This window comes from Polaribacter sp. SA4-10 (genome assembly GCF_002163835.1).
In the GTDB taxonomy this organism is placed as follows: Bacteria; Bacteroidota; Bacteroidia; order Flavobacteriales; family Flavobacteriaceae; genus Polaribacter.
This window is the reverse complement of sequence record NZ_CP019331.1, coordinates 2,898,281-2,924,902: the sequence shown is the minus strand read 5'-3', so window position 1 is coordinate 2,924,902 and position 26,622 is coordinate 2,898,281. Positions and strand designations below refer to the sequence as shown.

Below are 26,622 nucleotides of genomic sequence, written 5' to 3'. Positions count from 1 at the left end.
CCATCAATTCCTGCGATTCCTGTGCTCCTATTGCTCCGACATCTCCCTGTATTCCATCAACTCCTGCAATTCCTTGTGCTCCTATTGATCCAACAGCTCCTTGGATTCCATCAACTCCTGCAATTCCTTGTGCTCCTATTGCTCCAACAGCTCCTTGGGCTCCATCAATTCCCGCGATTCCTTCTGCTCCAGTATCTCCTTTAACTCCATCTATTCCTGCAATTCCTTGCGCACCTATTGCTCCAACAGCTCCTTGGATTCCATCAACTCCTGCAATTCCTTGTGCTCCTATTGATCCAACAGCTCCTTGGACACCATCAATTCCCGCGATTCCTTCTGCTCCAGTATCTCCTTTAACTCCATCTATTCCTGCAATTCCTTGCGCACCTATTGCTCCAACAGCTCCTTGAATCCCGTCAACTCCAGCGATTCCTTCTACTCCTGTTGCTCCGACATCTCCCTGTATTCCATCTATTCCTGCAATTCCTTGGGCTCCTATTGCTCCAACATCTCCTTGTATTCCATCAATTCCCGCGATTCCTTGCGCTCCTATTGCTCCAGCAGCTCCTTGTATTCCATCTATTCCTGCGATTCCTTGTGCTCCTATTGCTCCAACATCTCCCTGGATTCCATCAACTCCTGCAATTCCTTGGGCTCCTTCTGCTCCAGTATCTCCTTTAACTCCATCTATTCCTGCAATTCCTTGCGCACCTTTTGCTCCAACAGCTCCTTGAATCCCGTCAACTCCAGCGATTCCTTCTACTCCTATTGCTCCAACATCTCCTTGGATTCCATCAACTCCTGCAATTCCTTGGGCTCCTTCTGCTCCAGTATCTCCTTTAACTCCATCTATTCCTGCAATTCCTTGCGCACCTTTTGCTCCGACATCTCCCTGCATTCCATCAATTCCCGCGATTCCTTGGGCTCCTGCATCACCTTGGATTCCTTGTGGACCAGGATTAGAACTTCCCGAACTCTTTGCATAGAATGCATAAGGCACACTCATTAACTGACTAGTACCTGTTATGGTATAACTACTACCTCCGGTTGGATCGGTTTCTGTCTGTATAAAATAAGGACCTGCACTCCAGTCGATATCACTAAAATTAGATGAACTTGTTCCAGAACCAATCGCTATACTTACCAAACCATTAAAATTCGTGGTAGCAGTTTGCCTTTCTGTATACACAGCCGTGCCTACGATGTTTGCCTGCAAGATACTAACCTGAATACCTACTTGTTGATTCGATAAAACTTTATTAGATGCGTCTCGTAAAACGATCTGGTAACTCATCTTTTCTGGCGTTTGTGCTAAAATGCTAACCGCTGCCAATAAAAAAAGCAATAGTGTGTAATTTCTTTTCATACTTTATTGACGTTTAATAATTTTAAAGCCTTTAAAGGATTCATTTTGTTGACTTACTTTTAGCAGATAAGTTCCTATAGATAAATGTTTCAACTGTATTTGTGTACTAGATGCGGTAATCACATCGTTTGCAATAGATTTACCATTTAAATCAAAAAGTGTATATCGTAAATCATTGAAAGTACTATCTGTAATTTTAAGTATAACAAAATCTTTCGTAGGATTTGGATAGACGATTATTGTTAAGTTTACGCCTGTAAGTCCTGGGATGCTGAATGACTGAAAATCAAACACTTGCTGTACGCCTTGCGATACAGAACCAGTGTTAGTTGTGTTGGTTGTATAAAATACTTGGCCCACGGAATAGCTACCTGAGCCTCCAGACCCCGTGGCTTCACCTCCTGAGGCCGTAATTGCTTCTTGTGAGTATACTAATTGAGTAGCAACTAATACAAATACTACGAGGAAACTTTTTTTTAAGAAATTCATTCGTGGGGGATAAAAATCAATGCCAAATATAGTTAATATATATTAATGTTAATAAAAAACAGTTTTGTGAAAAAAGGCAAAATAACCAATGGAGTATCTTCAAAAAATAGTTAGCAAAGAGGTCATTAAAATAACTTGATACCATAAGAAAACGTAGCTTTTACTCTTTAAGAACTTATGTTAGAAATAGCTACTTTAGCTCCTAAAAAAACCACGACAACTTTTACAAAGTTATCGTGGTTTTTTTTTGCCAAATACTTACGCGGTACTAATTAAATAATTAAAAAGCTCGAACTGCACGAATATGGGTCGCATTGGTCTTACCGATGTTGTACTTAATACCACTGAAGAAATTGAGGAACCACGCTTCACCAGTTTTGACCTCCGTAGAAGACCAGTAGGTCTTATTTCCAAAAGTAGTAAACCCAATGACATCCTCTAAAATCTCTCTATTTACATACATTTCTTTTATCGCATTTATACTTGGTAAAAACCAATCAGCACCTAGTGAACGTGCTGCTAAGGCTGCAGGTGCCGTAGGGCAATCTATTAATATATTACTAGTATTACTCTCACCATCTCCTATTTCTGCACCTAAACCTAATGGATCACTTGAAGCAGGAACATTTATAACGTTTTGTAAATCTGTATCACTACACCCCCAGACAACAATACTTTCATAATCTTCGAAAGCACATACTAAGCCATGAGTATTATCTGATGGATCTAACCAAAATACAACACCACCATCTCTTATCTCTCCTATAAAAGCTGGTGTTTTTACTGCCAGTATCGCTCCATTTCGGCTTAAAGCAATGTCTTTTCCAATTCCTCCATTTTTATTAACATAATTAGGGTTCGTAGTAGAAATCTCTCCGTTTTTTGATAAAACTGATACAGCAGTAATTGTTAAGACAGACGTTATACTCCCGCTATTATAATTTACATTCCCCGCTTGGGTGGCAGTAATTGTACTATTACCTGCACCTATAATAGTTACCGTTGTGCCATCAATTGTAGCGACTGCAGTATTGCCACTCGTATAAATGAATTCAACCGGACTATCACTAGTTGGCGCCGTTATAGTATAAGAGCCATCAAAATAAAATTTTGTAACATCATTAAAATTAGTAATGGTTGTGTCTAGTTTTTCTCTTGTTACCGTGAGCGTATACGTTTTTGTAGAAGCATCTTGTGCTGTTACTACAGTTGTAATTGTATTTGAGCCCACAACTAAGGCTAAATCACCCGATACAGCACCAGAAACTACTGTTGTTCCGTTTACAGAAATGGTTGCATTCGCATCTGATTGCGTTGGTGTTACCGTAATACTGGTTGTTGCATTGCTTACACTTGCTGTATAGCTTGTAGTTTCTGATGCAAAAACTGGAGTAATTGCACCTGCTGTGGTTGTTAAAGCACTTAAATCTGCGTTATTTGAAGTTGTACTAGGAACCGTACCTCCATATTCGTATGCTCCTATATCCCTGGTACCCACAATTGAAAACCCTCTTTGGTCTAAAGGCAGACTGGTTGTTGTACCACTATTTATTGCTGGACTCCCAGCGCCAATACTATACGTTTTTGTAAAGCCTCCGTTATCTGTTAAAGTACCTAATAATGGATCAACTCCTACAATACAATCTGCATTATATACGCCATTTAGTTGACCACCGTCAGTAGTACTTTCGATTAAACAGTTAGTGACCTCCCAACTGGTTGTATATTGTGTGTGGAGTGTAGAACCGTCTGAAGAGGCAGTATTGCCATAAAATAAACAATTTGTTATATACGTTGGCTGAAAGTTATAACCCCAGCCCATTTCACTTAGAGCCCCACCTTGTTTAGCAGAATTTCCTGCAAAAGTAGAATTGGTAATTCTAATGGATTTTGTATCCGTTGGTGTATTGAAGATAGCACCTCCAAAAGTATCACTAACATTGTCACTAAAAGTACAATTAGTAATATCCATAAAGCTTTCACTACCATTTTGAACATCGGGTATAAACGCAATTGCTCCTCCACCAGAACCATAGGGATTGTCAATAGAAGCATAATGGTTGTTATAAAAAGTACAATTTTCTGATATAAGATTTGACTTTTCCGCGTGAACACCGCCACCACCTAAATCATAGATAATTGGACCAGGATGTGTGGTAGTATTCGTTTCTATGGCACAATCTTTTAACCTTAGCGTTGTATGCACGGCGTACAGTCCTCCCCCTTTATTGGCGGAATTTCCGTGTTTAATCGTTAATCTTTCGAAGCTATGAAAATTAGTTACAGCATAAGTATCATTCGTAATATTAAAAACTCTGTCTGTTGCCGATCCTGCAACAGCGTGTGCTTGTACTATCGTACTTGCAGGGCTCACACCAATAATTGTAAGTGATTTATTTGCAATAGCAATATTCTGTTCTGTAAAAGTTTCTGCAGCTAATAGCAATACATCTCCATTACCAGCAGCATTAACTGCACTTTGAATCGTAGTATAGGTTTCGCTACTACCTACATTCAATACCTCAACAAAATTTATACTAAGGTTTGCACTAAAATTAGTGGTATTTGGAGCGTCACTATCACTAAAAGCAGCATCTTGAAAAATAATAGTAAGATTACTTATGTCGTTAGTATTTGTGTGGGCACTTGCATTTCCTGTCAAGGAAAAAGTAAGTTGTAGATTATTGTCTCTTGCAATTACCGCTGTTAATCCTGATGGAACTCCGGTAACTACCGCCTTTCCAGAAGTAACAAAATCTTCACCATCTGTACCTGTAAATGCCGCGCTTTCGTAATTGTTATGTGTAATGGTAGTTGTAGCAGTAACAGCACCATTATTTGCACTATTCTCGATGAATGTAGAAGAAGCGTAAGTTACTTTTGAGCCAGCTAATTCAATTACAGGGTTCGGACTAGAGCCATAAAAAGACGACATACTCCATTTAAGTGGATCAGGTTCATTGTAAGCAGAGGCTTGATATTGATAAGAATAGTTATTTTCAGCACTGTCACCTATCCAAGCGTCATAAGTATCACTTGATAAATAGTAAAATCCATATTGCCAAACACCAAATCCATAACTATTTTTTCCTACATAAGTGTATACACCATTAACTGCGGCCGTACCTGCTCCAGAAACTACATAGGAAGGATAAGCAATTTCTCTAGTGACCGTTATAGTATAAATTCTTAGGGTTATACCGTCTGGAGCTGTAACTTTTACATCTACCGTGTTTGCACCCACAATTAATGCCAAAGGGTCTGATTCAGTACCAGAATCTACGTCAGCATAACTTCCCGCATTTACCCGTACTTGTATTGTTGCATTCGTATCTGATTTTGTTGGGGTGACCGTTATGCTTGATCTTGCATTATTAACATCGGGAATTGTATATTCTATTATGCCAGATTCAAAAACTTGAGTATAAGCTCCTGCTGTGTTCGCTAAGTTATCTAAACCTACCATTGAGACCTCATCTGCAATTGCAATTGTTTTATTATAGTTTTCTGAAATTTCAGCAGTAGTCCGCACCACTCTCCACAGCCTTATTTCATCCAATTTACCATTCATCAAATTTCCTCCATTCTGAGCTCCAATAAGTAAATCACCTCCCTTAAATTCTTTACTATTTAAGAGAACTTTCTCATCCGTTAATGCACCATTTTGATAAATTTTTAAGGTTTTAGTAGCCCCATTCCAGGTCACTGCAACATGAACCCATACATTTAACGGTAGGTCAGTACTACTTTTCGACCACCCATCACTGTCAGGACTATATAAACTAATTACAGAAGGTACATTAGCATCAGTTCCATTTCCTTGAAAAATAAAGTCATTATAGCTCTGTCTAGAGATTATAGTGTTATTTAAATTATCAGTTTGGTAATACCACGCTTCTATTGTCATATTGACTTGCAAGTCATTAAAAAGAGCATTATCTGTTACTTGTACGTAAGAACCTTGAAAGTTTAAAGCATTTCCTGCTCCCATGAAAGCGCTAGAAGTACCCCAAGTTAGCGAACCATTATCAACATTAAAGACGCCGTCAAAACCATTCCCACTGATATCAGTAACAGTTGTTCCAGTTCCTTCGTCAAAATTCCAATAACCAACAAGCCCTGTTTGCGCTTGCGCAGAAACGACACTCAAAAAGAAAATAATACCAACACAAATAAGTCTTTTAAAGGACTTTTTTAATAAAATAAACTTCATATTTTTTTTATTTAGAAACATTTATTTAATAAAAATAATCAAACTGTATGCGGTCACCCGCCGTTAACGCATACCCCTCATTATTTGCTGGAATATAGGTTAAAGAGGTTACACTCGAGGTATATGTATAAGACGTGTTGCTAATTCTAATTCCGTTTACATACATTTTTACCTTGCTATTAGCAGATGGAGCTTGTGATAAAGTAAAAGCTGTTTGATTTGCAGTTGATGAAAATTCATCAGCTACTTCTCTAACAGTTGCTGCAGCTGCTTGCCAGCTTGCTAAACCATCTGCATCAGACGTTAATACTTTACCAACAGCAGGTGAACCTCCTGTAATTTTAACCAAGCCTGTTTCTGAAGTCCCTGTAACGGTTAAATCGGTTAAAGTTCCAACGGAGGTTAAAGAGGAACCTATTACAGTTGCATTTAAGGCAGTTCCTGTTAATGCTCCAGCAGCAGTCGCTTTTGCATACAAAGCATACGGCACACTTACTAATTGGGTGGTCCCTATAATTGTGTAGTTTGTACCTCCAGCTGGGTCGATCTCTATTTTTACAAAGTAAGATCCGGTAGACCAAACAATATCAGAAAAAATTCCTACTACATCAGTCGTCCCTGCACCTATATAAATACTTAATAAACCATTTGCATTGGTGGTTGGTGTTTGTGTTTCTTCATAAACTGCTGTTCCGTTTTCCGTGGTTTGCAAAACACTTATTTTCATACCTACAAGTTGGTTGGCAACAATGGCATTAGCGGCATCACGCACAACGGCTTGATAACTTATTTGTTCTGGTGATTGCCCAAAAATACTTACTGTAATTAATAGGGCTGCTAAAAGTGTGAATCTTATTTTATTCATGATTTTTCTTAGGTTTTGAATACTCCATATATATGGAGCTGTTTTTACGATGTTATTGTATTAGAAATTTCTTGTAATTTTAATTAAAAAGGATCGCCACCTGCTTCTGGTGGTGAACCTGCTTGTGCTTTTTGTGGACTTAAAATTATTAAGGTACCCAAAGCGGTTAATGCTGCGTATTTACTTATTTTTAACACCGCTTCTTTGCGAGAAATAAGGTCGTTATCTGTGTTTTCTTTCATGCTGTTTTCTATTGAATAAATAATTTTTGAGTCTTCACTTCCTGATCATTAGATACCTTTATAAGATACAAACCAACACTAAGTCTTGATGCATCTATGCGATGCGTAGTACTTGTCTGTTTTAGTTTCTGGCTTAATACTAAACGGCCATTTACATCATATAAAACGGCGGTAGCATCTGAGTTTAAGCTTCCTTTAATCATGATTTCTCTTGGAGAAATAGTAGTATAAATCTGTATATAATTAAAGTTATTGTTTTCTATGTCTAAAGCTTTAGCGGTATAATGTAGGTAGAAGCGTCCTGCTCCTTCTAAATCTGCCGAAGGTGTAAACGTGTACTCTTTGTTAGTTAACAAGGTAAAAGTGTTTGTTACTCGATCTTCTAAATACACATTTATATCTGCGGGTAAAGTGGTAGCAAGCGCATCTATACTAATAGTTAACGCTGCTAATTTTGCATGTATACCTAAAGGCACAACCACATCATTAAAATCTGCATAGTCTAAACTTTGTATGGCCATTGCTGAGCCTGAATTGTCAGCCACCAGATTAGAGAATATTGAAAAACCAGAAGAACTCTGAGAATACGTAGCGGCATCATAACCGATGTCTAAACCTCTAGTGGTGCCTTCTATAAAATAAATATCGGTAGTTGCTGATTTAGTTCCACTGCTTAAACGAACCTTACATAAAGCAACCTCCAAATTTGTTTGCTTTCCATTAATAAAATCATCTGCATTCCCTGTGGTTTGCATGGCGGTTGTAAATGTAACACTACCTCCTGTTGTTTTAGCCTTTACAAAAAAGGCTTGCCCTGGTGCTATTAATTCTGTAATCGCGGGATCTGCTATGGTGGCTGAGTTCCAGACCGTCCAACCATTTGAGGTACCGTCACCATTATAACCATATACGGCTTGGTATTCACCGTCAGTGTTAAATTGACCCTTATTATCAGTAAAGAAACTGTTAAAATCAATGTAGGAAGGATATGGATTTCCTATAAGGTTCCATGCATTTCCTGCACTGTCATCTGAAATGGATACATTTACATCAGCTGTACTTACGGTTCCCGTAAATTTTAAAGTGCTGCCGTCTGTGGTGGCTGCTCTATATCCTATACCTGAATCTAATACTGTTGCTGCATTGTTAGCAGTATCATAATTTTGATAAGCTCCAGCACTTGTATTATAAGGTGCAAAAGCTCTTAAGTTGCCGGAAGCTGCTAAATTTGTATTTGCAGTGGCAAAAGCTCCAAAAACTTGACCTACAACTGGCGATGAAATTAAATCGTTTGTACCGCCCTCTGCTGAGCCAATTAATGCAGTGTAGCGGTTATAGTTTACCGTACCATTAATGGAGCCCTTAACAATTAGACTTGAGAAGGAACTCGATGTTGAATTTAATGTGGTAGCACTATTAGCAGATATCATAGCACCGGCAGCTACTGTTACAGAAGCCCCAGGGTCAATCGTTAAAGTATCGAAGTAAGTATTGCTATTAGAAAAGGTAACATCTCCTGTAGTTACAACAATGGCATCTTCTGCAAAGGAAAGAGCAGTAGGGTCGATTGGTGACCAAGCAGTGTTAAAAGTATAGGTTTTTTTTTCATAGGGCTGTAGTAACCCTTCATGAATTGTAATACCATTGTCACTTGTTAAATTGGCGTAAAACACTTGACCAATAGTGTGAACTACTGTACCGCCAGCACTAATAACTTCACCTCCTGAAGAGGTTATGGCATTTTGTGAATGTACGAATTGAGTAGCAAATAAGACACACGCTACAAGCGTGTTTTTTTTTAAAGAAATTCATGGGCCCCAGTATAAAATATATTTATAAGTTAACTTTAAATAAATTCAGTTTGATTCATTTATTTAAAGGTGTGGGGGAAGTTCTCTATTACAAAATGTATTAATACATAATGCACTAATGCACTAATGCAAAGAACCTTTTTTTAATATTAAAAAAAGTCAGTATTTATACTGAAATTTAAGTTTTCTGTTGTTGTAAAAGTAGCGTGTAAAGTTCTTGGTTAACTGAAAACATTTTTAAAATATGAATTAAAAGAACTCGCTAACAACTTTCCACTAATTGGAGAGGCACGTGTGCATTTACATGATGTGAATACCATGAATTAAATTATAAACTACGATAAAAGAGAAGTGAGTTTTACTTTGAAATAGCTGCCTATAACAAAAAAGTGCCACTAACCTATAAACAAACAGCTTACGATATCTACTTGTAGTTACCATTAATAGTTTAAAAAAACGCTATTTTAATTACCAAGATAAAAAACGCTTTATAGAGAGCGTTTTTCATCTTTTTATTTTGTCAATGCGAAGAGGTAAGACGTAGAAATCTGTTTGTTTTCTAATAAAATATAAGACTCCTTAGTAATCCCTAATTTTAGGATAACAGAAATTATCTTCATAAATTTCTTAATTCTTCTTTTAGTTTTTTTGTTAATCCACGTGCCACCAATTCATAAGAATGATTTATTAATTCAATTAACAGCGTATCAGAAACATTAGAATTACTAATTAAAACAGTATTCCAATGTTTTTTACTCATATGAAATCCTGCAGTAATTCCTTCATATTCTTCTCTTAACTCTAGAGAACGTTCTGGATTGCATTTTAAATTTACTGCTCCTTCTCCACTTTCCCATTTTTTTAATGAGCTAAGCAAAAACATTTTTCCCATCACTTTAAAAACCAAGGTATCTTCATCAAAAGGAAAGTGTTCCGTAACTCCTTTTTTTGCAATGCAGAAATCTCTTAATTGTTCTATGTGCATAAACGATTAATTTTGCCTGGTAAAAAAAACTTTTTTTATAAATATTAAAAGTATCTTTATCTATCAAATTTACAACTATTTTCAAAATGGAAAATGACTTTTTAGACAATACAACCGTTATTAGTTATTCTGACAAAAATTATGAGAAAACTACTTTTTCTGCAATTTCAGAAATTGAATTATCAAAAAAAAATGGCTTAATAAAATGGTTGAATACTTATGGAACTCAATATAAAGAAGCGTTTAAGAAGATTATTAACGATAATAATTTAGATGATTTTTTAATTAAATTATTAATGGATGAAGATCACCCAAACAAAGTAATCTTATTAGAAAATTTACTATTTATTACCATTCGTGTTTTAAAAACTGAAAACCATAAATTTGATTCTGAACAAATGATTTTTATCGTTTCTGCTGATTTCTTATGGAGTATTCAAGAAAAATCTGGTGATTATTTTAACTGGATTCGTGAGCGTTTAGAAGGAAATAAAGGCATTGTTAGAAAGAAAAATGCAGACTATTTGTTGTTCTTAGTTCTTGAGTCTATTATTGACAATTATCAAGATACGTATCAAGAAAATGCTGAATTAAGTTCAATTAAATTAAACGCTTCTCATATAAAACCAACGCCAGAATTTACTTCGCTTGTAGAAAATAGAAAGCAAGAATTATTCAACTTTAAAAAAGCGACAATCAGTTTAAAAGATGTAATAATAAAATTAGAAAAAACAGAAATTAAAGATTTAGAAACAAAATATTTTAGTGAGTTAAAAGAGCAAACTAATAACTTAATTTCTAATATTGATTTTGAATTACAAGAGTTAGAAAGTAAAATAAATTTGATTTTTAGTATTCAAGGTCACAGATTAAATGAAGTGATGAAAACACTAACAATTTTGTCTGTAATTTTTATTCCGCTTACTTTTTTAGCAGGAATTTATGGTATGAATTTCGAGAATATTCCCGAATTAAAATTTAAATATAGTTACTTTATCCTAATAGGTGTTATGGTAATTATTACTATAATTTCTGTATGGTATTTTAAACGTAAGAAGTGGTTTTAGATAAAGAAACCAACTAAAAAAGAAAGAGCGCGCATTTAATTTAATACGCTTCACTTTTATTTACACCTGTAATTCCAAAAGCAGGCAAGTTCATTCTAATAACGCTATAATTTTTGTAAGTTCTTTACTAAAATCTTCCCAAGTACGCAAAGAAGCAGCTCTTCTGTGAATTAAAACTATTCAAAAACCTTTTCCATCATCTCTATAGTGAACATTCCTTCTATCTATTTCAATGGATTTCGAAAGCTCATTTACATCTGCTGTTTTTAATTCTTCAACAGCAATATCAGCAAAAGAATCCTTGTAAATTAAGACCAAAAGAAGGATACTACTTCCATAAAAAAATCTTTTTTATAGAAGATTTTTAACGTCCATTTACTTTATAATTTTATACAAAATAGGCTTACTGGGCGTAGCATCATTCTCAAAAGGAGCAATCATTAAGTTTAATAAATACTCACCATCTTCTACGTGATTTGGCACATAAATAAACTCTGTTATTGTAGCGTGCATTCTTATTTCTCCTGCAGTATTCCAAAAAGCATTATGAGACAAAAGTGCTCCTCCATCTTTTTCTTTATCTACAGAAGGCAAATCAATTAATAAATGTTTTATTCCTTTTTCTCTTAAATAAATTGCAGCTTCTTCTAATAAATAAGGTGGATTTGTATTCGAGTATTTCATCGATTTTTTATCAGATAAATTTGGTAACGTTCTAATTACAATTGCATCTCTTTTCTTATTCTTTAAAGCTGTTTTTAATTGTTTTTCAGATATAAAAAAATCTTCTCCATTATTTTCTGGAACAACTGTAACCACCTCAGCTAGAAAAATAAAATATTTTAAATTCTGGTTTACAGAATGTACTTCTTTTGTAATATGACCAACACATTCTGTATGGGTAATATGAGAATGTGGATTAAAATGAATGTTATTAAAATTAACAACGGCTCCATTTGCAACACTTATTTCAAACCCATCTTCAACTTCTGGAGAAATCTTTGGATCTTCAACATACCAAGCATTTAGACTCTCTTTAGTAACATCTATTGGTATAGAAATATCTATAGGTTCAGATATGTTTACTTCTATTTTTCTTGAATTATATTCTATAACTGCTTTCATGTTTGCTGTTTTTTAATCTTAAAAAAATATTATTAAAAGGAATCTAGCATAAATAAATCAGAAGAGATTCCGTCTGATAAAAACTTCCCTTTTTTAGTTATTTTTAAAATATCTTTTTCAAGATACAATAAATCTTGATTTAAATATTTTTTTGATTGATTTTGAAGGTATTTTATATATTTCTCACCAAATTCTTGTTCGATTTTTTGCAAAGAAACGCCCCAAATTGTTCGTAAACCTGTCATAATATATTCGTTATATTGATCTGTTTTACTCAAAACTTCTCTTTCTATTGGCAACGTATCTTCTTGTAAACTTTTAATATATTTTGCGTTATTTCTAACATTCCAACTACGTTGTTTCCCGTCAAATGAATGTGCAGACGGACCAATACCTAAATATTTTTTACCTAACCAATATGCCGTATTATTTTTACTAAAATAATTTTCTTTCCCAAAATTAGAAAGTTCATAATGTATAAATTTTTGCTGTTCTAATTCATCTATTAAAATATGAAATTGTTCTTGTGCTAATTCATCATCCACATTAGCAATTTTTCCTTTTTTGATAAGTGATGCTAAGGCCGTTTTTGGTTCAACAGTTAAAGCATAACTAGAAATATGTGGAATTCCAAAACTCAACGCTATTTGTATATTTTCTTTCCATTCTTCATTTGATAAACCTGGAATACCATATATCAAATCAACAGAAATATTCTTAAAGTGGCGCGTTGCAATAGACAGACAGTTTTTTGCTTCTTCAGAATTATGTGCACGATTCATTAATTTTAAATCCTTTTGATAAAAAGATTGCACACCAATACTTAATCTGTTTATTGGTGATGTTGAAAGTTCAATAATTTTATCTTCTGATAAATCATCAGGATTTGCCTCTAACGTAATTTCTGGATTTTCACCTACTGTGTGATTCTTATAGACGGCATCAATTAAGGTTTGAATTTCATCAACAGATAAAACACTTGGAGTTCCACCACCAAAGTAGATGGTTTCAACAATTTCATTTTGATTTTCGTCTTTTCTTATTTCTATCTCTTTTACAAGTGAAGAAATCATTTCATCTTTCTTATTTAACGAAGTAGAAAAATGAAAATCGCAATAAAAACATGCTTGTTTACAGAACGGTATGTGTATATAAATTCCAGACAAAATTAGTTATCAGTTTACAGTTTCAGTTGGCAGTTACTTCGATCCAAATTTACTGGGGTTATTAATCATATAATTAATTAGCTTTCCTACTTCTAAATTTTCGGCAGACAAGTTTTCAAATGCATTTTTATCTAAATATTCACATTTTAAAGCAAACAATAACCAAGTAAATGTTTCAGAATTTTCTGCATCAGAATCACTCAACTTACTCGCAAAATGTTTAGGGTATTGTCTTTTTCTATAAGCTTCAGAAATATTGGCAGAAACACTTCTTGAGGACCTTCTAATTTGGTCTGTTAAAGAGTATTTTTCTTCTTTAGGAAAAGATTTAGAAACCTCAAAAACCTTCATTGCTAAAGAAAATGATTTTTTAAACGCTAACAAATCTGTAAAACTCATGTTCTTTTTTCTTTTTACTTTTTACTGAATACTGATTACTGCTACTGCTTTTGCTTTTACTACTGCTACTGAAAACTAAGTATTATTTCTTAACTCGTTTTTCATTTTGTTTCACAAAACTAGCCCAACCTGTATAACTTTTTCCTCCAACAACTTTTCCTGAATTGTAAAAATGACAAACTGCAGCCGCTAAACCATCTGTAGCATCTAAGTTTTTTGGTAACGTTTTTAAATCTAACAACGATTTTAACATCAAAGCAACTTGTTCTTTACTAGCATTTCCGTTTCCTGTAATTGCCATTTTTATTTTCTTTGGTAAATACTCTGTAATCGGAATTTCACGTGATAAACCTGCAGCCATAGCAACTCCTTGTGCTCTACCTAATTTTAGCATAGATTGTACATTCTTTCCAAAAAAAGGTGCTTCGATAGCAATTTCATCTGGATGATAAGTATCAATCAATTCAATTGTACGTTCAAAAATAAGTTTTAATTTTAGATAATGATCGTCATATTTTTTAAGCATTAATTCATTCATCTGAATAAATTCCATCTTTTTACCTACCACTTTTATCAATCCAAAACCCATAATTGTAGTTCCTGGATCAATTCCTAAAATAATTTTTTCTGTTTTCAGAACCTTAGATTGTTTTTGTATGTATCATCCTCCTAAATGATGATTATTTATTACTTTGCGGATCAATGTACAACTCGCTTTCATACAAAACTAAGCAATTCTTTTGGTTGTTGATAAAACTATCTATTGTAATTGGATGTGGGTATTTTATGTACACAAAGTTGGTAGAGAACGAGCAAATCAATATTGATGATTTTTATCAAAATTTAACCAAAAAAGGGGTTTTATCAATAAAAAACATCCTTTTATTAGCTTTTTTTACATTTTTTAACTGGTTTCTAGAAATAATAAAATGGAAAGTACTAGCCTCTTTTTGCCTAGAAACCAATAAAAAGAATGCTGCCATACAAAGTTTAGCTTCCTTAACAGCTTCTTTAATAACACCTAATAGAATTGGAGAATATGGAGCAAAAGCAATTTATTTTGAAAAACCTTTGAGAAAACAAATTGTTGGTTTAAACTTCGTTGGTAATTTTTACCAAATGTTGGCCACACTATTTTTTGGACTTATTGGCTTTACGTATTTTATAATTCAGCATAAAGTAAAAATTGATTTTCATAGAGTTCTTCAAATTTTAATAGTAGTTTTAATTGTAATTTCTGCTTTCTTTTTTGGCGCAAAATATTTTAACTACAAAGGCTATTCTTTTAAAAAAGCACAAAATTATGTACATAAAATTCCTTTTTCTTTAAACCTAAAAGTTGGAGGTTTATCATTCTTACGATTCGTGATTTTCTCTCATCAGTTTTACTTTTTATTACTAATTTTTAATAGTAACATTTCTTATATCGATGCAATTTCTGCCATAACTTCTGTATATTTTATTGCTTCTATAATACCAATGTTGTCTTTATTTGATGCTGTTTTAAAAGGAACTGTTGCTGTTTGGGTTTTTACCTTTTTTAATATTGATGCACTTGCAATTTTATCAATTACTACAATTATGTGGATTTACAATTTTGTAATTCCTGCTATTCTAGGAAGTTATTTTGTACTAATTTTTAAACCTAATTTTACAAAATGATTTGGTTTTTAGTTTTCATATTTACTTGCTATGCAATTTTAATTATCTCTCTTGCTAGAGGGTTTCATAAAGTTGATGATTTTATAATTGAAAACCTTGATTCAAAAACAACATTTTCTGTAATTATTCCTTTTAGAAATGAAGCTGAAAATTTACCGCTTTTATTAAAATCGATACACCAAATTAAATATCCAACAGCATTGGTTGAATTTTTATTTGTTGATGATGCTTCTTCGGATACTTCTGTTGAAATTATTGAAGCGTTTTTTTCTAACAAAAAAATGACAATTCGGATTATAAAAAACAAAAGAACCTCTAATTCGCCAAAAAAAGACGCCATTACCACTGCAATTCATTTAGCGAAAAATAATTGGATTCTTACAACAGATGCAGACTGTGTTTTACCTAAAAATTGGTTATCTTCTTTTGATCGTTTTATACAAGAAAACAAACCGAAAATGGTTGTTGCTCCGGTAAACTTCAAGGTTGAAAATACTTTTTTAGAACAGTTTCAATTGCTTGATTTTATGAGTATGCAAGGAACTACAATTGGTGGCTTTGGAATCGATTTTCCTTTTATGTGTAATGGCGCAAATTTGGGCTATAAAAAAGAAGAATTTATTTTGAACCATGGGTTTGAAGGCAACAATACCATTGCAAGTGGAGATGATATTTTTCTATTTGAAAAATTCTTAGAAAAAGATAAAAAGAGTGTTCAGTTATTAAAATCTAAAGAAGCTATTGTAACTACATTTCCTGTAAAAAGTTGGTCAGATTTAATTAATCAACGCGTTAGATGGGCTTCAAAAACGGGTAATTTTAAATCTGTAAAAGTTAAGTTGATTGGTTTATTACTACTACTTATAAACTTCTTAGTTATTTATTATTTAGTGATTGAATCTGTAGCATTCCTATGTATTCCTTTTATTTTAAAAATGATAATTGATTTGTTTTTATTGGCACCAACGCTTCAATTTTTTAACCACAAAAAATCAATTTTTAAATGGTATGCACTTGCAAGTTTAGTGTATCCTTTTTTTAGTGTTTATGTAATTTTTAAATCGGTCTTTTTTAACTACAACTGGAAAGGGAGACGTTTTAAAAAATAGAATTTATAAAAGAATTTGCTGAAAATTAATAAAAAGTTTAGCCCTGATTGAAGCATTTGTTTGAGCTCTTTTTGAGATGCTGAACTAAATTCAGCAGAACAAAAAAGCGAGTGCGCAAAGCGGGAAATAGCTTCTAAAAAAAATTATATATGGCTTGGTACTTAGTGGTTTTTAATCCCTCAACTTGGTTGTATGTAGAAGTATTGTGTTTGCTAAAAAAACTAGCAATTCGTTTTTAGAATAACGCTTTCATGATATCATCTGCCTTAAACCAAAGTATAACTGCTGCAGCTAATAAAATTACTAAAAGAAGCCCTTTTGTAGGTTTTGATTCTTTTTTTCTTCCAAATTTTCTTTTAAATATCATATCTATTATTGTTTTTATTATTTAGAATGTAAATCTAGTAAAAGTTACTAAAACTAAGAAATGTTACTAGTTTAAGCACATAATTAGATAAAAGCATTGACACTTTTCCTCAGTTTATTAACTCACTGGTTGTAAACCGCCAACTGAACACTGAAACTGCTTACAGAATGCTACTTAATTCTTGGTTGCTCGTAACATTTCTCTTTTCCCTGGAGGTCCAGGCAAACGTTCTACGATAAAACCAACAGCTTGCATTGCTCTTCTTACGCTTCCTTTGGCTGAATACGTTACTAAAATTCCGTTTTGTTTTATTGCGGTAAACATTTTAGAAAAAATTTCTTCTGTCCATAATTCAGGTTGATTTTTTGCTCCAAATGCATCAAAATAAATGAGATCAAATTGATTAACATCTTCAATTTCATGAAAGAATTGTTTGCGTTTTGTTATTGAAAAATCATTAGAAACAGCTTGTTTTTCATCCCAAGAAACAACATGCATTTTAGTGAAAATTTCTTGGTTATTTTCTGCTTTTAATTCAGAAATATAATTCAGTTTCTCTATTTCTCCATCTTCAACAGGATACGCTTCTACCCCAACATAATCGATTGTTTTATTTGCTTTTTCCGCTTCTAAGAATGTGATAAAACTGTTTAAACCTGTTCCAAAACCAATTTCTAAAATAGAAATATTTTCTTGTGGAAATTGTTCAAAACCAGCTTTTATAAAAACATGATATGCTTCTTGAATAGCACCATTTTTAGAATGATATTGTTCATCCCAATCTGGTAAATGGATGGTTGTAGAACCATCTAAGGTAATCATTATCTCTCTTTTCAAAATTCGTTTATTAGTAGTTTTTTTATCTTAGGAATTGGCCCAACACAAATAGTTTTATGACATGCAACACAACGGTTGATTACGTTGTTGTGCTTCATTATCAATGAATCCTTAGAAGCTTTAAAGACCTCTTATAAATTCATCTGCAAAATCTTCTGGCATTTTACCGTCTAACACCCCGCTTTTATTACCTGCGCTTTTCGCATACATTTGAAGCATTAAAGCGGCCCTTTCAGACTGCTAATACCTCTTATATTTTGTTGCAGCTTCTGCTTTTTCTGCTGTTTTAGATACACATCCAAAAACGAATAAAAGCAAAACAGCAAATAGCGTTTTGTTATTCGTTGTCCATTAAAACACCATGAGCTTCAAAAGCAAATTCTCTTTTAGGTTCCGTAATTTTAGCAATTTCTTCTGCTGTTTTCCCTGCGTCTTCTGCATAGTGACGCAAATCATTAACTGAAGTTTCTGTAACATACGCTTTTCCTTCTACAATTACCTCGCTGTCTTTAGAATCTAAAGGCATAAAGAATCCGTAATCTTTAAAACGAACCATTGTTTCTGTTTCTTCACCTAAAGGAAGTTTCATCCAACATCCTTTTTTAGTACAAACTTCTTTAATAGTTGAAGCAAATTTTACATTTAATGTATCTCCTGCTTTTAATGTTTTAAATTTCTCAAACATTTCTGCAGATGTTACTGCTTTTTCGCTTGTAATTTTATCTCCAAAAGAAGCAAAGGCAACTTCTGTAGTCTTTAATTTTACAGCTGTATCTTGTTTTTTTTCTTCCTTACATGCTGTAATAACCAATAGGGTTAAAAGAAAAAATCGTATAATTAATTTCATATTTTAAATATTTAACAACTTAAAAACAAATGTAATAATTTAAACAAGAAAACCAATGGATGTCTCTGTTATCGGATAAATAAATTGTGTACATTTGTTGTCTTAAAACAATTAAAAGACATGAAATCTCATATAGAAGTTCAACATATAGAAAAATCGAAGATAGATTCTGTAGATTTTAACAATTTGCCTTTTGGTACTGTGTTTTCTGACCACATGTTAGAATGTGATTATAAAGACGGAAAATGGCAAACTCCAGTTATTAAACCTTATAGTCAAATATGTTTAGATCCTTCTGCAAAGATTTTTCATTATGGTCAATCTATTTTTGAAGGAATGAAAGCGTATAAAGACACTAAAGACAACACTTTGTTATTTAGACCTTTAGACAACTGTAAAAGATTAAATAAATCTGCTGAACGTTTGGTAATTCCTCAAATTCCTGAAGAATTATTTATGGACGGATTAAAAAAACTTTTAGAAGTTGATAATGCTTGGGTACCTACAAATGAAGGAAGTTCTCTATATATAAGACCTTTTATGTTTGCTTCTGGTAACGGTTTTCATGCATCTCCAGCAAATGAATATAAATTTATGATTTGTACTGCACCTTCTGGAGCTTACTTTGCAGGAAAAGTTAAGGTACTAATTGAAGAAAAATACGCACGTGCTGCAAATGGCGGTGTAGGTTTTGCAAAAGCTGGTGGTAATTATGCTGCTCAGTTTTACCCAACGCAATTGGCAATAGAAAAAGGATATAACCAAATCATTTGGACAGATGACAATACACATGAGTATATTGAAGAAGCTGGAGCTATGAATATTTTTATTCGTATCAATGATACTTTAATTACAAGTCCTACAAGTGATAGAATCTTAGACGGAATTACACGTAAAAGTATTATTCAGATTGCTCAAGACATGAATATTAATGTTGAAGTTAGAAAAGTTACGGTTTCTGAAGTAATTACTGCTGCTCAAAGTGGAAGTTTAAAAGAAATGTTTGGAACAGGAACTGCTGCTGTTATTTCTCCTATTGCAGGTTTTGGGTATCAAAATACAGATTATGATTTACCTGAGTTAGAAGAAACTTTTGCTGCTACATTAAAGAAAGCTATTACAGATATTCAAACTAATAAGGTTGAAGACCCTTATGGTTGGAGAGTTTTTCTTTAATACTCAAATTTAATAAAATATTTAAACCCTCAACTTTGTTGAGGTTTTTCTTTTTTGTAGCTTTAATCATACCAACCCTGCTTTATAACCAAATAGTAAAGAAAGAAGGAGCGTTCATAAATGAAGCTTCAAGTTTGTTAATGAGGTACTAATTTTGAATTGCAACTATTTCAAAATACTTTTTACAATCTTTAAATGATGATTTGTATGTGTGTCTAAGAAACGGATTACTCGCTGTTTATTTGTATTTCCAAATAATGGATGTTTAAAATAAGCGTTTTCATTTAAGTGCTGAATTCCTTTTATATTTTGTCTCGCTGCTGCTAATTGTGTACTAATAGCTGCTTCCAAAATTATGTCTGGTGATTTAAGATATTTTGGTGCTTTGGCTTTTCCTCTTGGAAAGAATCCAAGTTTTAAAAATAGTTTTCCTAAAAAACTAAAATTAGCTACATATAGTGTTGGGTCTGAATCTTCCATGCTTTTTACAACAGCATTTATCACTTTTAAACTATGATATAAATGCCATGCAACAGCTACTTTAGAAACAGCTGTATTTATACTTTCACTTTGTGGAATATAACTTTCTAAAAGATGTAACCTATTTTCTAAAATTGAAGTATTTACTATTTTCATTCCGAATTTATTTTTTTTGAAAGATACTGTTTTCAGAAATAATACATCTTGCGTTACCGATAGAAACGGCATTTTCAGTAAAAAGAAAAAACCCTTACAGCACCTGAAACGAATTCAGGTCAAGTGCAAGGGTTTATATCTATTTTGCAATCTAAAAATAAGATTGCCACGTCATTACTTCCGCGCAATGACAGCTAGTTTTAGTATCTATAGTGTTCTGGTTTGAAAGGACCATCTACAGTTACACCAATGTAACTTGCTTGGTCTTCACGTAACTCAGTTAACTCAACACCAATTTTAGCTAAGTGTAATTTTGCTACTTTTTCATCTAAATGTTTTGGTAACATATATACATCATTTTCATACGCATCTCTGTTTGTCCAAAGTTCTATTTGAGCCAACGTTTGGTTTGTAAATGAGTTAGACATTACAAAACTTGGATGACCAGTTGCACAACCTAAATTTACTAAACGACCTTCTGCTAAAAGAATAATGTCATTACCAGCAATGTTATATTTATCAACCTGAGGTTTGATAGTATCTTTTGTATTTCCGTGGTTTTTATTTAACCAAGCCATATCAATTTCGTTATCAAAATGCCCAATGTTACAAACGATTACTTTGTCTTTCATTGCTTCAAAATGACGACCTTGAATAATATCTTTGTTTCCTGTAGTTGTAATAATAATATCAGAATTACCAATTACAGTTTCTAATTTCTTAACTTCAAAACCATCCATTGCAGCTTGTAACGCACAAATAGGATCTATTTCTGTAACCGTTACAATAGAACCTGCCCCTTTAAAAGAAGCTGCTGTTCCTTTACCAACATCACCATAACCACAAACAGTTACACGTTTACCAGCTAACATAATGTCTGTTGCTCTACGAATTGCATCTACTGCAGATTCTTTACAACCGTATTTGTTATCAAATTTAGATTTGGTAACAGAATCGTTTACATTAATTGCTGGCATTGGTAAAGTACCTGCCTTTACTCTGTCATACAATCTATGAACTCCAGTTGTAGTTTCTTCTGATAAACCATTGATTCCTGCAGCTAATTCTGGATAACGATCTAAAACCATGTTTGTTAAATCTCCACCATCATCTAAAATTAAGTTTAATGGTTTTCTATCTTCTCCAAAGAATAAAGTTTGTTCTATACACCAGTCAAACTCTTCTTCTGTCATATCTTTCCAAGCATACACAGCAGTTCCTGCAGCAGCAACTGCAGCAGCAGCTTGATCTTGCGTAGAAAAAATATTACATGAACTCCAAGTTACCTCAGCACCTAAAGCTTGTAAAGTTTCAATTAAAACCGCAGTTTGAATAGTCATATGTAGACATCCTGCAATTCTTGCATCTTTTAATGGCTGAGAATCTTTGTACTCTTCTCTCAAACTCATTAATCCTGGCATTTCTGCTTCTGCCAAATCCATTTCTTTTCTTCCCCAAGCTGCTAAAGAAATATCTTTAACTTTGTTTGGTACGTAAGCTATTTTTGTACTCATATTGCGTATATTTATATTCTAATTTTGCGAGCTGCAAAGTTACGACATCCATTTTAAAAATTATGCCTCTTTACAAAACATTAACTATCAGTCCCTCAACAAATGCGTTTATTTGGAAAATTGAAGAATCTATTGAGGAATTAAAACAAGGAATTACGCTCACAGAAAGCAATGAAGCGAGAATGAATTCTATGAAGTCTAATTTACACCAAAAAGGATTTCTAAGCATTCGCCACTTACTAAAAGAAGTTGGTTTGTCTGATGCTGATTTGCAGTATGATGAATATGGCAAACCTCATTTAACAAATGGAAGGTATATTTCTATCACACACTCATTTGAATTTACTGCTATTATTTTTTCTAATGAAACTCCTGTTGGAGTTGATATTGAAAAACAGCGTGAAAAGATTTTAAAAATCGCACATAAATTTACGCCTATTGAAGAATATAAAACCATTGCAAATGTGGATGCACTAATTAGTAAATTAACCATTGTTTGGGGAGGAAAAGAGAGTTTATATAAAATTTACGGAAAGAAAAAACTACATTTTATAGATCATATATATATTAAAGATTTCTCTTTTGAAGATGGAAAAACAACGGGAGAGATACGTTACAATGGTGAAGAAACTTCTTATGAAATTCAGTTTTTAGAGTTTGAAGGTTTTACGTGTACGTATGCGTATTAAAAAGAGTTACAAAGTTATATCAGTTCGAGCGCACGAGAGAACTCTTAGTTTTTAAATGGTACTGAAAAATTAAAATCACAATAGAGACATGGAAATCACCCCTTAATTATTTCTTAATTTGATGGAATATTACACAATGTCAGTTTGAGCGCAGTAGAGAACTCTTGGTTTTTAAATGATACTGAAAAATAAAAACCACAATAGAGACATGGAAATAACCCGTTAATTATTTCTTAATCTGATGGAATATTACACAATATCAGTTCGAGCGATTCCGATTTTTTATCGGAATCGTATCGAGAACTTTTTAAAACCTTGAAGAATAACGTATTTTTGCAATCGTGAATATTTACCAAAACATTTTATCTGCTAAAAATGAAGGCAAAAAACTATTGGCAGTTTTAATTGATCCTGAGAAAATTGATATTAAAAACATCCCTTCTTTCTTTGAGAAAGTGCAGTTGTCTATTGCAACTCATATTTTTGTTGGTGGAAGTACAGATAAAAATAATGAAACTGAAATTATTGTATCTGCTATAAAAAAAGTGACCCAATTGCCTGTAATTCTTTTCCCTGGTGATGTTTCACAAATCACAAATAAAGCAGACGGAATTCTATTTTTGAGTTTACTTTCTGGAAGAAATCCTGAGTATTTAATAGAACAACAAGTAAAAGCTGCTCCTATTTTAAACAAATCAACTTTAGAGATTATACCAACGGGTTATATTTTAATTGATGGAGAAACAGCAACGGCAACTCAAAGAGTAAGTAATACAAAACCAATTGCTCAAAAAAACACAACACTTATTTTAAACACCGCTTTGGCCGGCCAATTTTCTGGAAAAAAACTCATCTATTTAGAAGCTGGAAGTGGCGCAACAGTTGCTGTAAACAAACATATTATTACTCTTGTGCAACGTAATTTGAATATTCCTTTAATTGTTGGTGGTGGCATTAACTCTAAAAAACAACTCGTTGAAGCTTACAATGCTGGCGCTGATTTAATTGTTATTGGAACTGCTTTTGAGAAAGATGAATCGTTTTTTGAAGAGTTGAAAAAATAATTATTTCTTACTTTTCTCTAAAGGTTGAAAAAACAGAAAACAGTTTTTAATCATTTTAATAGAAAAAATTACGCTAGCTAATAGAAAATGGTATTTTTACACTTCAAAAATTAATAATGACTGAGATTTTCAATTTCTTTTTTGGCCAATATGCCAATTCATCAACCTTAGATGTTTCTTTAGAAATTATCGCAGTTATTTTTGGGTTTTTATCTGTTTGGTATTCCAAAAAAAATAAAATCTGGGTGTTCCCAACAGGAATGATTAGCACCTTAATTTTTGTATATCTTCTTTTAAAATGGGGCCTTTTAGGAGATATGTTAATCAATGTTTATTATTTTATAATGAGTGTTTATGGCTGGTATCTTTGGACACGAGTTAAAAATGGTAAAGCAGCAAATCCTATTTCTAGCTCCAACTCTTTAGAAAAAAAACAAAGTGTATTCCTCTTTTTAGCAACTTTAATTTTTGTTTTTATCGTTTATAAAATTTTTGATAAATGGACAAGTTGGGTTGCCTATGTAGATACAATTACAACCGCAATTTTCTTTGTTGGTATGTGGTTAATGGCAAAACGAAAAATTGAAAATTGGATTTATTGGATTATTGGTGACATTATTTCTGTACCTCTCTATTTTTATAAAGGCTTTACCTTTACTAGTTTTCAATATTTAATATTTACTTTTATTGCAATTTCAGGATATATAACATGGAAAAAAAGCTTAGACAAAAACCAATCAACTTAGTAAAGGTTGTATTATTTGGACCTGAATCTACCGGAAAAACGACACTTTCTGATCAATTAGCCCGTCATTACAATACTGTTTGGGCTCCAGAATTTGCGCGTAAATATTTACAAGATAAATGGAATAATGAACGTAAAACATGTGAAGCAGACGATTTAATTCCGATTGCAATCGGACAAATGAAATTAGAAAACAAGCTTGCTAAAAAAGCAGATAAAATTTTAATTTGTGATACCGATTTACTAGAAACCAAAGTATATTCAGAAGAATATTATGGTGGTTTTGTTGATAAAGATTTAGACAAAGCAGCAAAAGAAAATGAGTATGACATTTATCTTTTAACATATATAGACACACCCTGGGAAGCAGATGATTTGCGTGATAAACCAGAAGAGCGTTTAGAAATGTTTACTGCTTTTGAAAATGCTTTAAAAACACATAACAAACCTTATTTACTCTTAAAAGGAGATAAAGAAACGCGTCTTAAAAATGCAATAGCCACTATTGATAAACTTATTGCTGAAAAAGATAATTTGTATTCTTTTTCTGATACTTTAGAAGGTATAGATATGCCTTTTTCACATGAGACACCAACCAACTTTAACTATGAAAACTATTAAAAGCACATTACTAATTACACTGATTCTTTCTACTTTTTTACTAAAGGCTCAAAGCACAAAAAAAATAAAAAAAGATAACATTTTTCAAACAGCTGGTTCTGTTTTTAAAACAAGTTTTAATACCATACCAAGTGATTTTGTTTTTTTAGGAAAAGAACTTTCTGATGATTGGAAAAAAACAGGCTACTATGCAGCTGGTATTTTAGGGTTAATTGCAACTGATAAAATTACGACAAAAGCTTATCATAAATATGTTGAACCAAATATAGATTATACCTTACCTAACATTACCCCTCATTTTTTAAGAAAATCAAAGGAAATGTGGACTAAAGGAGAAAACTCATATCTTACCTACCCTATTATAGGTATCTATTTGGGATCTTTATTTACCAATAGCAAGAAAGGTCAGTTTGCAGCAATAAATTCATTTAAAGCTTTAGCTTATGCTACACTGATAACTCAATTATCATTAAAAACTATTTTTGGTAGAAACAGACCTAACAGACCTTTGTCTGAAACAGCTATAGCTCCTTTCACAAATAATAATTGGGACTTTTTTAATAGTAGAAATGGGTATCTATATGGCGAGGCTCAAGGAACCGGTTTACCTTCTATGCACACAACAGGATATTTTGCTTTGGCCAAAGTGATTCAAATGGAGTTTGATAATTATTGGATCCCTTATAGTGTTATGGCTATTACTTGGTTATCTGATATTAAAAGTCACAATCACTGGGTTAGTGATATAGTAGTTGGTGGAATTGTAGGCACTTTAATTGGAAGATCTATTGTTAAAAGCAGCTGGAAAGCACGTGGTATTTTACCTCAAAAACAAAGAGAAATATCATTGAACTATATTCCTCAATTTTCTTCGGATTTTGCAGGTATTAGAATTATAGCTCACATTGAATGATTTTAAAGGAAAGCGAATTAATCAAAGAACTTAATTTTAAAGCCACCAGAAGTTCTGGTGCTGGAGGACAACATGTAAACAAAGTGTCTTCTAAAATTGAACTTTTTTTTGATCTTGAAAATACTGCTGAACTTTCTGAACGAGAAAAAGAATTACTCTATAAAAAACTGTCAACAAAGCTAACAAAAGAGCATGTTTTAATACTTACTTGTGATGAAACGCGCTCTCAACACAGAAATAAAGAACTTGTTATTAAACGTTTTTTAGAATTATTAAAAACGAACTTAATTAGACCTAAAAAAAGAAGACCTACAAAACCTACTAAAGGTTCTATCAAAAGAAAAGCAGAAGGCAAAAAAAGAACTTCTGTAAAAAAAGCCCTCAGAAAGAAGCCAAAACTCGATTCATAATCTAAACAGTTCGCAAACACGTTTAGCCCAGATTGAACGGTTTGTTTGAGCTCTTTTTGTTCTGCTGAACTAAATTTAGCAGAACAAAAAAGCGAGTAGTGAAAGCTGGAAGTAGCTTCTAAAAAAAAAATACATTTCTTGTTTCTTAATCCAAAAATCCAAATTACATTTGCACCGTTCTCATAAAGGGGTGCCAAATATCGGCTGAGATCATACCCAATGAACCTAGAACAGATAATGCTGTTTAGGGACTGAGTGACATTAGAAATAATGTCAAAAAATTAATTATTCACTATTAATCACA

26 protein-coding genes, 1 pseudogene and 1 riboswitch are annotated in these 26,622 nt (G+C 32.8%); of the genes and pseudogenes, 10 read left to right on the top strand and 17 right to left on the bottom strand.

All coding sequences use genetic code 11. The annotated features are described in order from the left end of the window. From BTO04_RS12775 to BTO04_RS12750, 7 genes and pseudogenes are all read right to left on the bottom strand, one after another. Positions 1–1,366: pseudogene (locus tag BTO04_RS12775) on the bottom strand (collagen-like protein); the annotation flags it as partial. Positions 1,367–1,369: 3 nt separating this feature from the next. After that, positions 1,370–1,855, bottom strand: a complete 486-nt coding sequence (locus tag BTO04_RS12770) for a T9SS type A sorting domain-containing protein (RefSeq protein ID WP_087564867.1) — start codon at positions 1,853–1,855, stop codon at positions 1,370–1,372. Positions 1,856–2,135: 280 nt separating this feature from the next. After that, positions 2,136–6,068 (bottom strand): cadherin-like beta sandwich domain-containing protein, encoded by a 3,933-nt coding sequence (locus tag BTO04_RS12765; RefSeq protein ID WP_198342063.1) that lies wholly within the window; start codon positions 6,066–6,068, stop codon positions 2,136–2,138. A gap of 25 nt (positions 6,069–6,093) precedes the next feature. Then, a complete protein-coding gene (locus BTO04_RS12760; RefSeq protein WP_087564865.1) occupies positions 6,094–6,933 on the bottom strand; it encodes a hypothetical protein in 840 nt (279 codons plus the stop codon). An 83-nt stretch (positions 6,934–7,016) separates the two neighbouring features. Then, complete coding sequence (locus BTO04_RS15380; RefSeq protein WP_198342041.1) at positions 7,017–7,175, bottom strand: hypothetical protein; 159 nt, start codon at positions 7,173–7,175, stop codon at positions 7,017–7,019. 8 nt (positions 7,176–7,183) lie between these two features. Then, the gene (locus BTO04_RS12755) at positions 7,184–8,848 is read right to left on the bottom strand and encodes a T9SS type A sorting domain-containing protein (protein ID WP_087564864.1); all 1,665 of its coding nucleotides are present in this window, start codon (positions 8,846–8,848) and stop codon (positions 7,184–7,186) included. A 754-nt stretch (positions 8,849–9,602) separates the two neighbouring features. Beyond that, positions 9,603–9,971 (bottom strand): MmcQ/YjbR family DNA-binding protein, encoded by a 369-nt coding sequence (locus tag BTO04_RS12750; protein ID WP_087564863.1) that lies wholly within the window; start codon positions 9,969–9,971, stop codon positions 9,603–9,605. Between the two features lie 86 nt (positions 9,972–10,057). Here BTO04_RS12750 and BTO04_RS12745 point away from each other — a divergent pair, with 86 nt between their 5' ends. Further along, the gene (locus tag BTO04_RS12745) at positions 10,058–11,038 is read left to right on the top strand and encodes a CorA family divalent cation transporter (RefSeq protein WP_087564862.1); all 981 of its coding nucleotides are present in this window, start codon (positions 10,058–10,060) and stop codon (positions 11,036–11,038) included. 180 nt (positions 11,039–11,218) lie between these two features. Here the strand turns inward: BTO04_RS12745 and BTO04_RS15235 are convergent, their stop codons facing one another. The 5 genes from BTO04_RS15235 to ruvC form a co-directional block, all read right to left on the bottom strand. Beyond that, the gene (locus BTO04_RS15235; protein WP_157662466.1) at positions 11,219–11,356 is read right to left on the bottom strand and encodes a hypothetical protein; all 138 of its coding nucleotides are present in this window, start codon (positions 11,354–11,356) and stop codon (positions 11,219–11,221) included. A 57-nt stretch (positions 11,357–11,413) separates the two neighbouring features. Continuing rightward, entirely contained in the window at positions 11,414–12,163 is a 750-nt protein-coding gene (locus BTO04_RS12740) for a cyclase family protein (protein ID WP_087564861.1), read from the bottom strand. Positions 12,164–12,195: 32 nt separating this feature from the next. After that, positions 12,196–13,329: a radical SAM family heme chaperone HemW gene (gene hemW / locus BTO04_RS12735; protein WP_087564860.1), complete on the bottom strand. Its 1,134-nt coding sequence runs from the start codon at positions 13,327–13,329 to the stop codon at positions 12,196–12,198. 33 nt (positions 13,330–13,362) lie between these two features. Beyond that, positions 13,363–13,728, bottom strand: coding sequence for a four helix bundle protein (locus BTO04_RS12730; protein WP_087564859.1), 366 nt, complete (start codon positions 13,726–13,728; stop codon positions 13,363–13,365). Between the two features lie 82 nt (positions 13,729–13,810). Then, positions 13,811–14,365, bottom strand: a complete 555-nt coding sequence (gene ruvC, locus BTO04_RS12725; protein ID WP_087564858.1) for a crossover junction endodeoxyribonuclease RuvC — start codon at positions 14,363–14,365, stop codon at positions 13,811–13,813. Positions 14,366–14,475: 110 nt separating this feature from the next. On the opposite strand from ruvC, the gene BTO04_RS12720 reads away from it, so the two are divergent. Together BTO04_RS12720 and BTO04_RS12715 are read left to right on the top strand one after the other, a co-directional pair. Next, positions 14,476–15,390: a hypothetical protein gene (locus BTO04_RS12720; RefSeq protein WP_157662465.1), complete on the top strand. Its 915-nt coding sequence runs from the start codon at positions 14,476–14,478 to the stop codon at positions 15,388–15,390. Continuing rightward, positions 15,387–16,499: a glycosyltransferase gene (locus tag BTO04_RS12715; protein ID WP_087564856.1), complete on the top strand. Its 1,113-nt coding sequence runs from the start codon at positions 15,387–15,389 to the stop codon at positions 16,497–16,499. The genes BTO04_RS12720 and BTO04_RS12715 overlap by 4 nt, the downstream gene beginning before the upstream one ends. A gap of 235 nt (positions 16,500–16,734) precedes the next feature. Here BTO04_RS12715 and BTO04_RS15660 read toward each other — a convergent pair whose 3' ends face one another. The 3 genes from BTO04_RS15660 to BTO04_RS12705 all read right to left on the bottom strand — a co-directional run bounded on the left by BTO04_RS15660 (position 16,735) and on the right by BTO04_RS12705 (position 18,550). Next, the gene (locus BTO04_RS15660; protein WP_302849197.1) at positions 16,735–16,866 is read right to left on the bottom strand and encodes a hypothetical protein; all 132 of its coding nucleotides are present in this window, start codon (positions 16,864–16,866) and stop codon (positions 16,735–16,737) included. A 174-nt stretch (positions 16,867–17,040) separates the two neighbouring features. Further along, positions 17,041–17,703 carry a tRNA (5-methylaminomethyl-2-thiouridine)(34)-methyltransferase MnmD gene (mnmD, locus tag BTO04_RS12710; RefSeq protein WP_087564855.1) on the bottom strand — a complete coding sequence of 221 codons (663 nt, stop codon included), beginning with the start codon at positions 17,701–17,703 and terminating at the stop codon, positions 17,041–17,043. A gap of 337 nt (positions 17,704–18,040) precedes the next feature. After that, complete coding sequence (locus BTO04_RS12705; RefSeq protein WP_087564854.1) at positions 18,041–18,550, bottom strand: DUF4920 domain-containing protein; 510 nt, start codon at positions 18,548–18,550, stop codon at positions 18,041–18,043. Positions 18,551–18,670: 120 nt separating this feature from the next. Between BTO04_RS12705 and BTO04_RS12700 the strand changes: the two genes are divergently transcribed. Beyond that, on the top strand, positions 18,671–19,726 hold the full coding sequence (locus BTO04_RS12700; RefSeq protein ID WP_087564853.1) for a branched-chain amino acid aminotransferase: 1,056 nt from the start codon (positions 18,671–18,673) through the stop codon (positions 19,724–19,726). A gap of 165 nt (positions 19,727–19,891) precedes the next feature. On the opposite strand, the gene BTO04_RS12695 is transcribed toward BTO04_RS12700, so the two are convergent. Together BTO04_RS12695 and ahcY are read right to left on the bottom strand one after the other, a co-directional pair. Further along, complete coding sequence (locus tag BTO04_RS12695) at positions 19,892–20,362, bottom strand: DUF1569 domain-containing protein (RefSeq protein ID WP_087565417.1); 471 nt, start codon at positions 20,360–20,362, stop codon at positions 19,892–19,894. 200 nt (positions 20,363–20,562) lie between these two features. Continuing rightward, positions 20,563–21,876, bottom strand: coding sequence for an adenosylhomocysteinase (gene ahcY, locus BTO04_RS12690; protein ID WP_087564852.1), 1,314 nt, complete (start codon positions 21,874–21,876; stop codon positions 20,563–20,565). 62 nt (positions 21,877–21,938) lie between these two features. On the opposite strand from ahcY, the gene BTO04_RS12685 reads away from it, so the two are divergent. The 6 genes from BTO04_RS12685 (at position 21,939) to arfB (ending at position 26,318) form a co-directional block, all read left to right on the top strand. Continuing rightward, positions 21,939–22,565 carry a 4'-phosphopantetheinyl transferase superfamily protein gene (locus BTO04_RS12685; RefSeq protein WP_087564851.1) on the top strand — a complete coding sequence of 209 codons (627 nt, stop codon included), beginning with the start codon at positions 21,939–21,941 and terminating at the stop codon, positions 22,563–22,565. Positions 22,566–22,903: 338 nt separating this feature from the next. Then, positions 22,904–23,629, top strand: coding sequence for a geranylgeranylglyceryl/heptaprenylglyceryl phosphate synthase (locus BTO04_RS12680; RefSeq protein ID WP_087564850.1), 726 nt, complete (start codon positions 22,904–22,906; stop codon positions 23,627–23,629). 116 nt (positions 23,630–23,745) lie between these two features. Next, complete coding sequence (gene pnuC, locus BTO04_RS12675) at positions 23,746–24,375, top strand: nicotinamide riboside transporter PnuC (protein WP_087564849.1); 630 nt, start codon at positions 23,746–23,748, stop codon at positions 24,373–24,375. Further along, entirely contained in the window at positions 24,339–24,995 is a 657-nt protein-coding gene (locus BTO04_RS12670; RefSeq protein WP_087564848.1) for an AAA family ATPase, read from the top strand. Before pnuC ends, BTO04_RS12670 begins: the two co-directional genes overlap by 37 nt. Continuing rightward, complete coding sequence (locus BTO04_RS12665; protein WP_087564847.1) at positions 24,982–25,908, top strand: phosphatase PAP2 family protein; 927 nt, start codon at positions 24,982–24,984, stop codon at positions 25,906–25,908. Before BTO04_RS12670 ends, BTO04_RS12665 begins: the two co-directional genes overlap by 14 nt. Beyond that, a complete protein-coding gene (gene arfB, locus BTO04_RS12660) occupies positions 25,905–26,318 on the top strand; it encodes an alternative ribosome rescue aminoacyl-tRNA hydrolase ArfB (RefSeq protein ID WP_087564846.1) in 414 nt (137 codons plus the stop codon). Before BTO04_RS12665 ends, arfB begins: the two co-directional genes overlap by 4 nt. A 176-nt stretch (positions 26,319–26,494) precedes the next feature. Further along, positions 26,495–26,586: riboswitch (TPP riboswitch) on the top strand. The last annotated feature ends 36 nt before the right edge of the window (positions 26,587–26,622 follow it).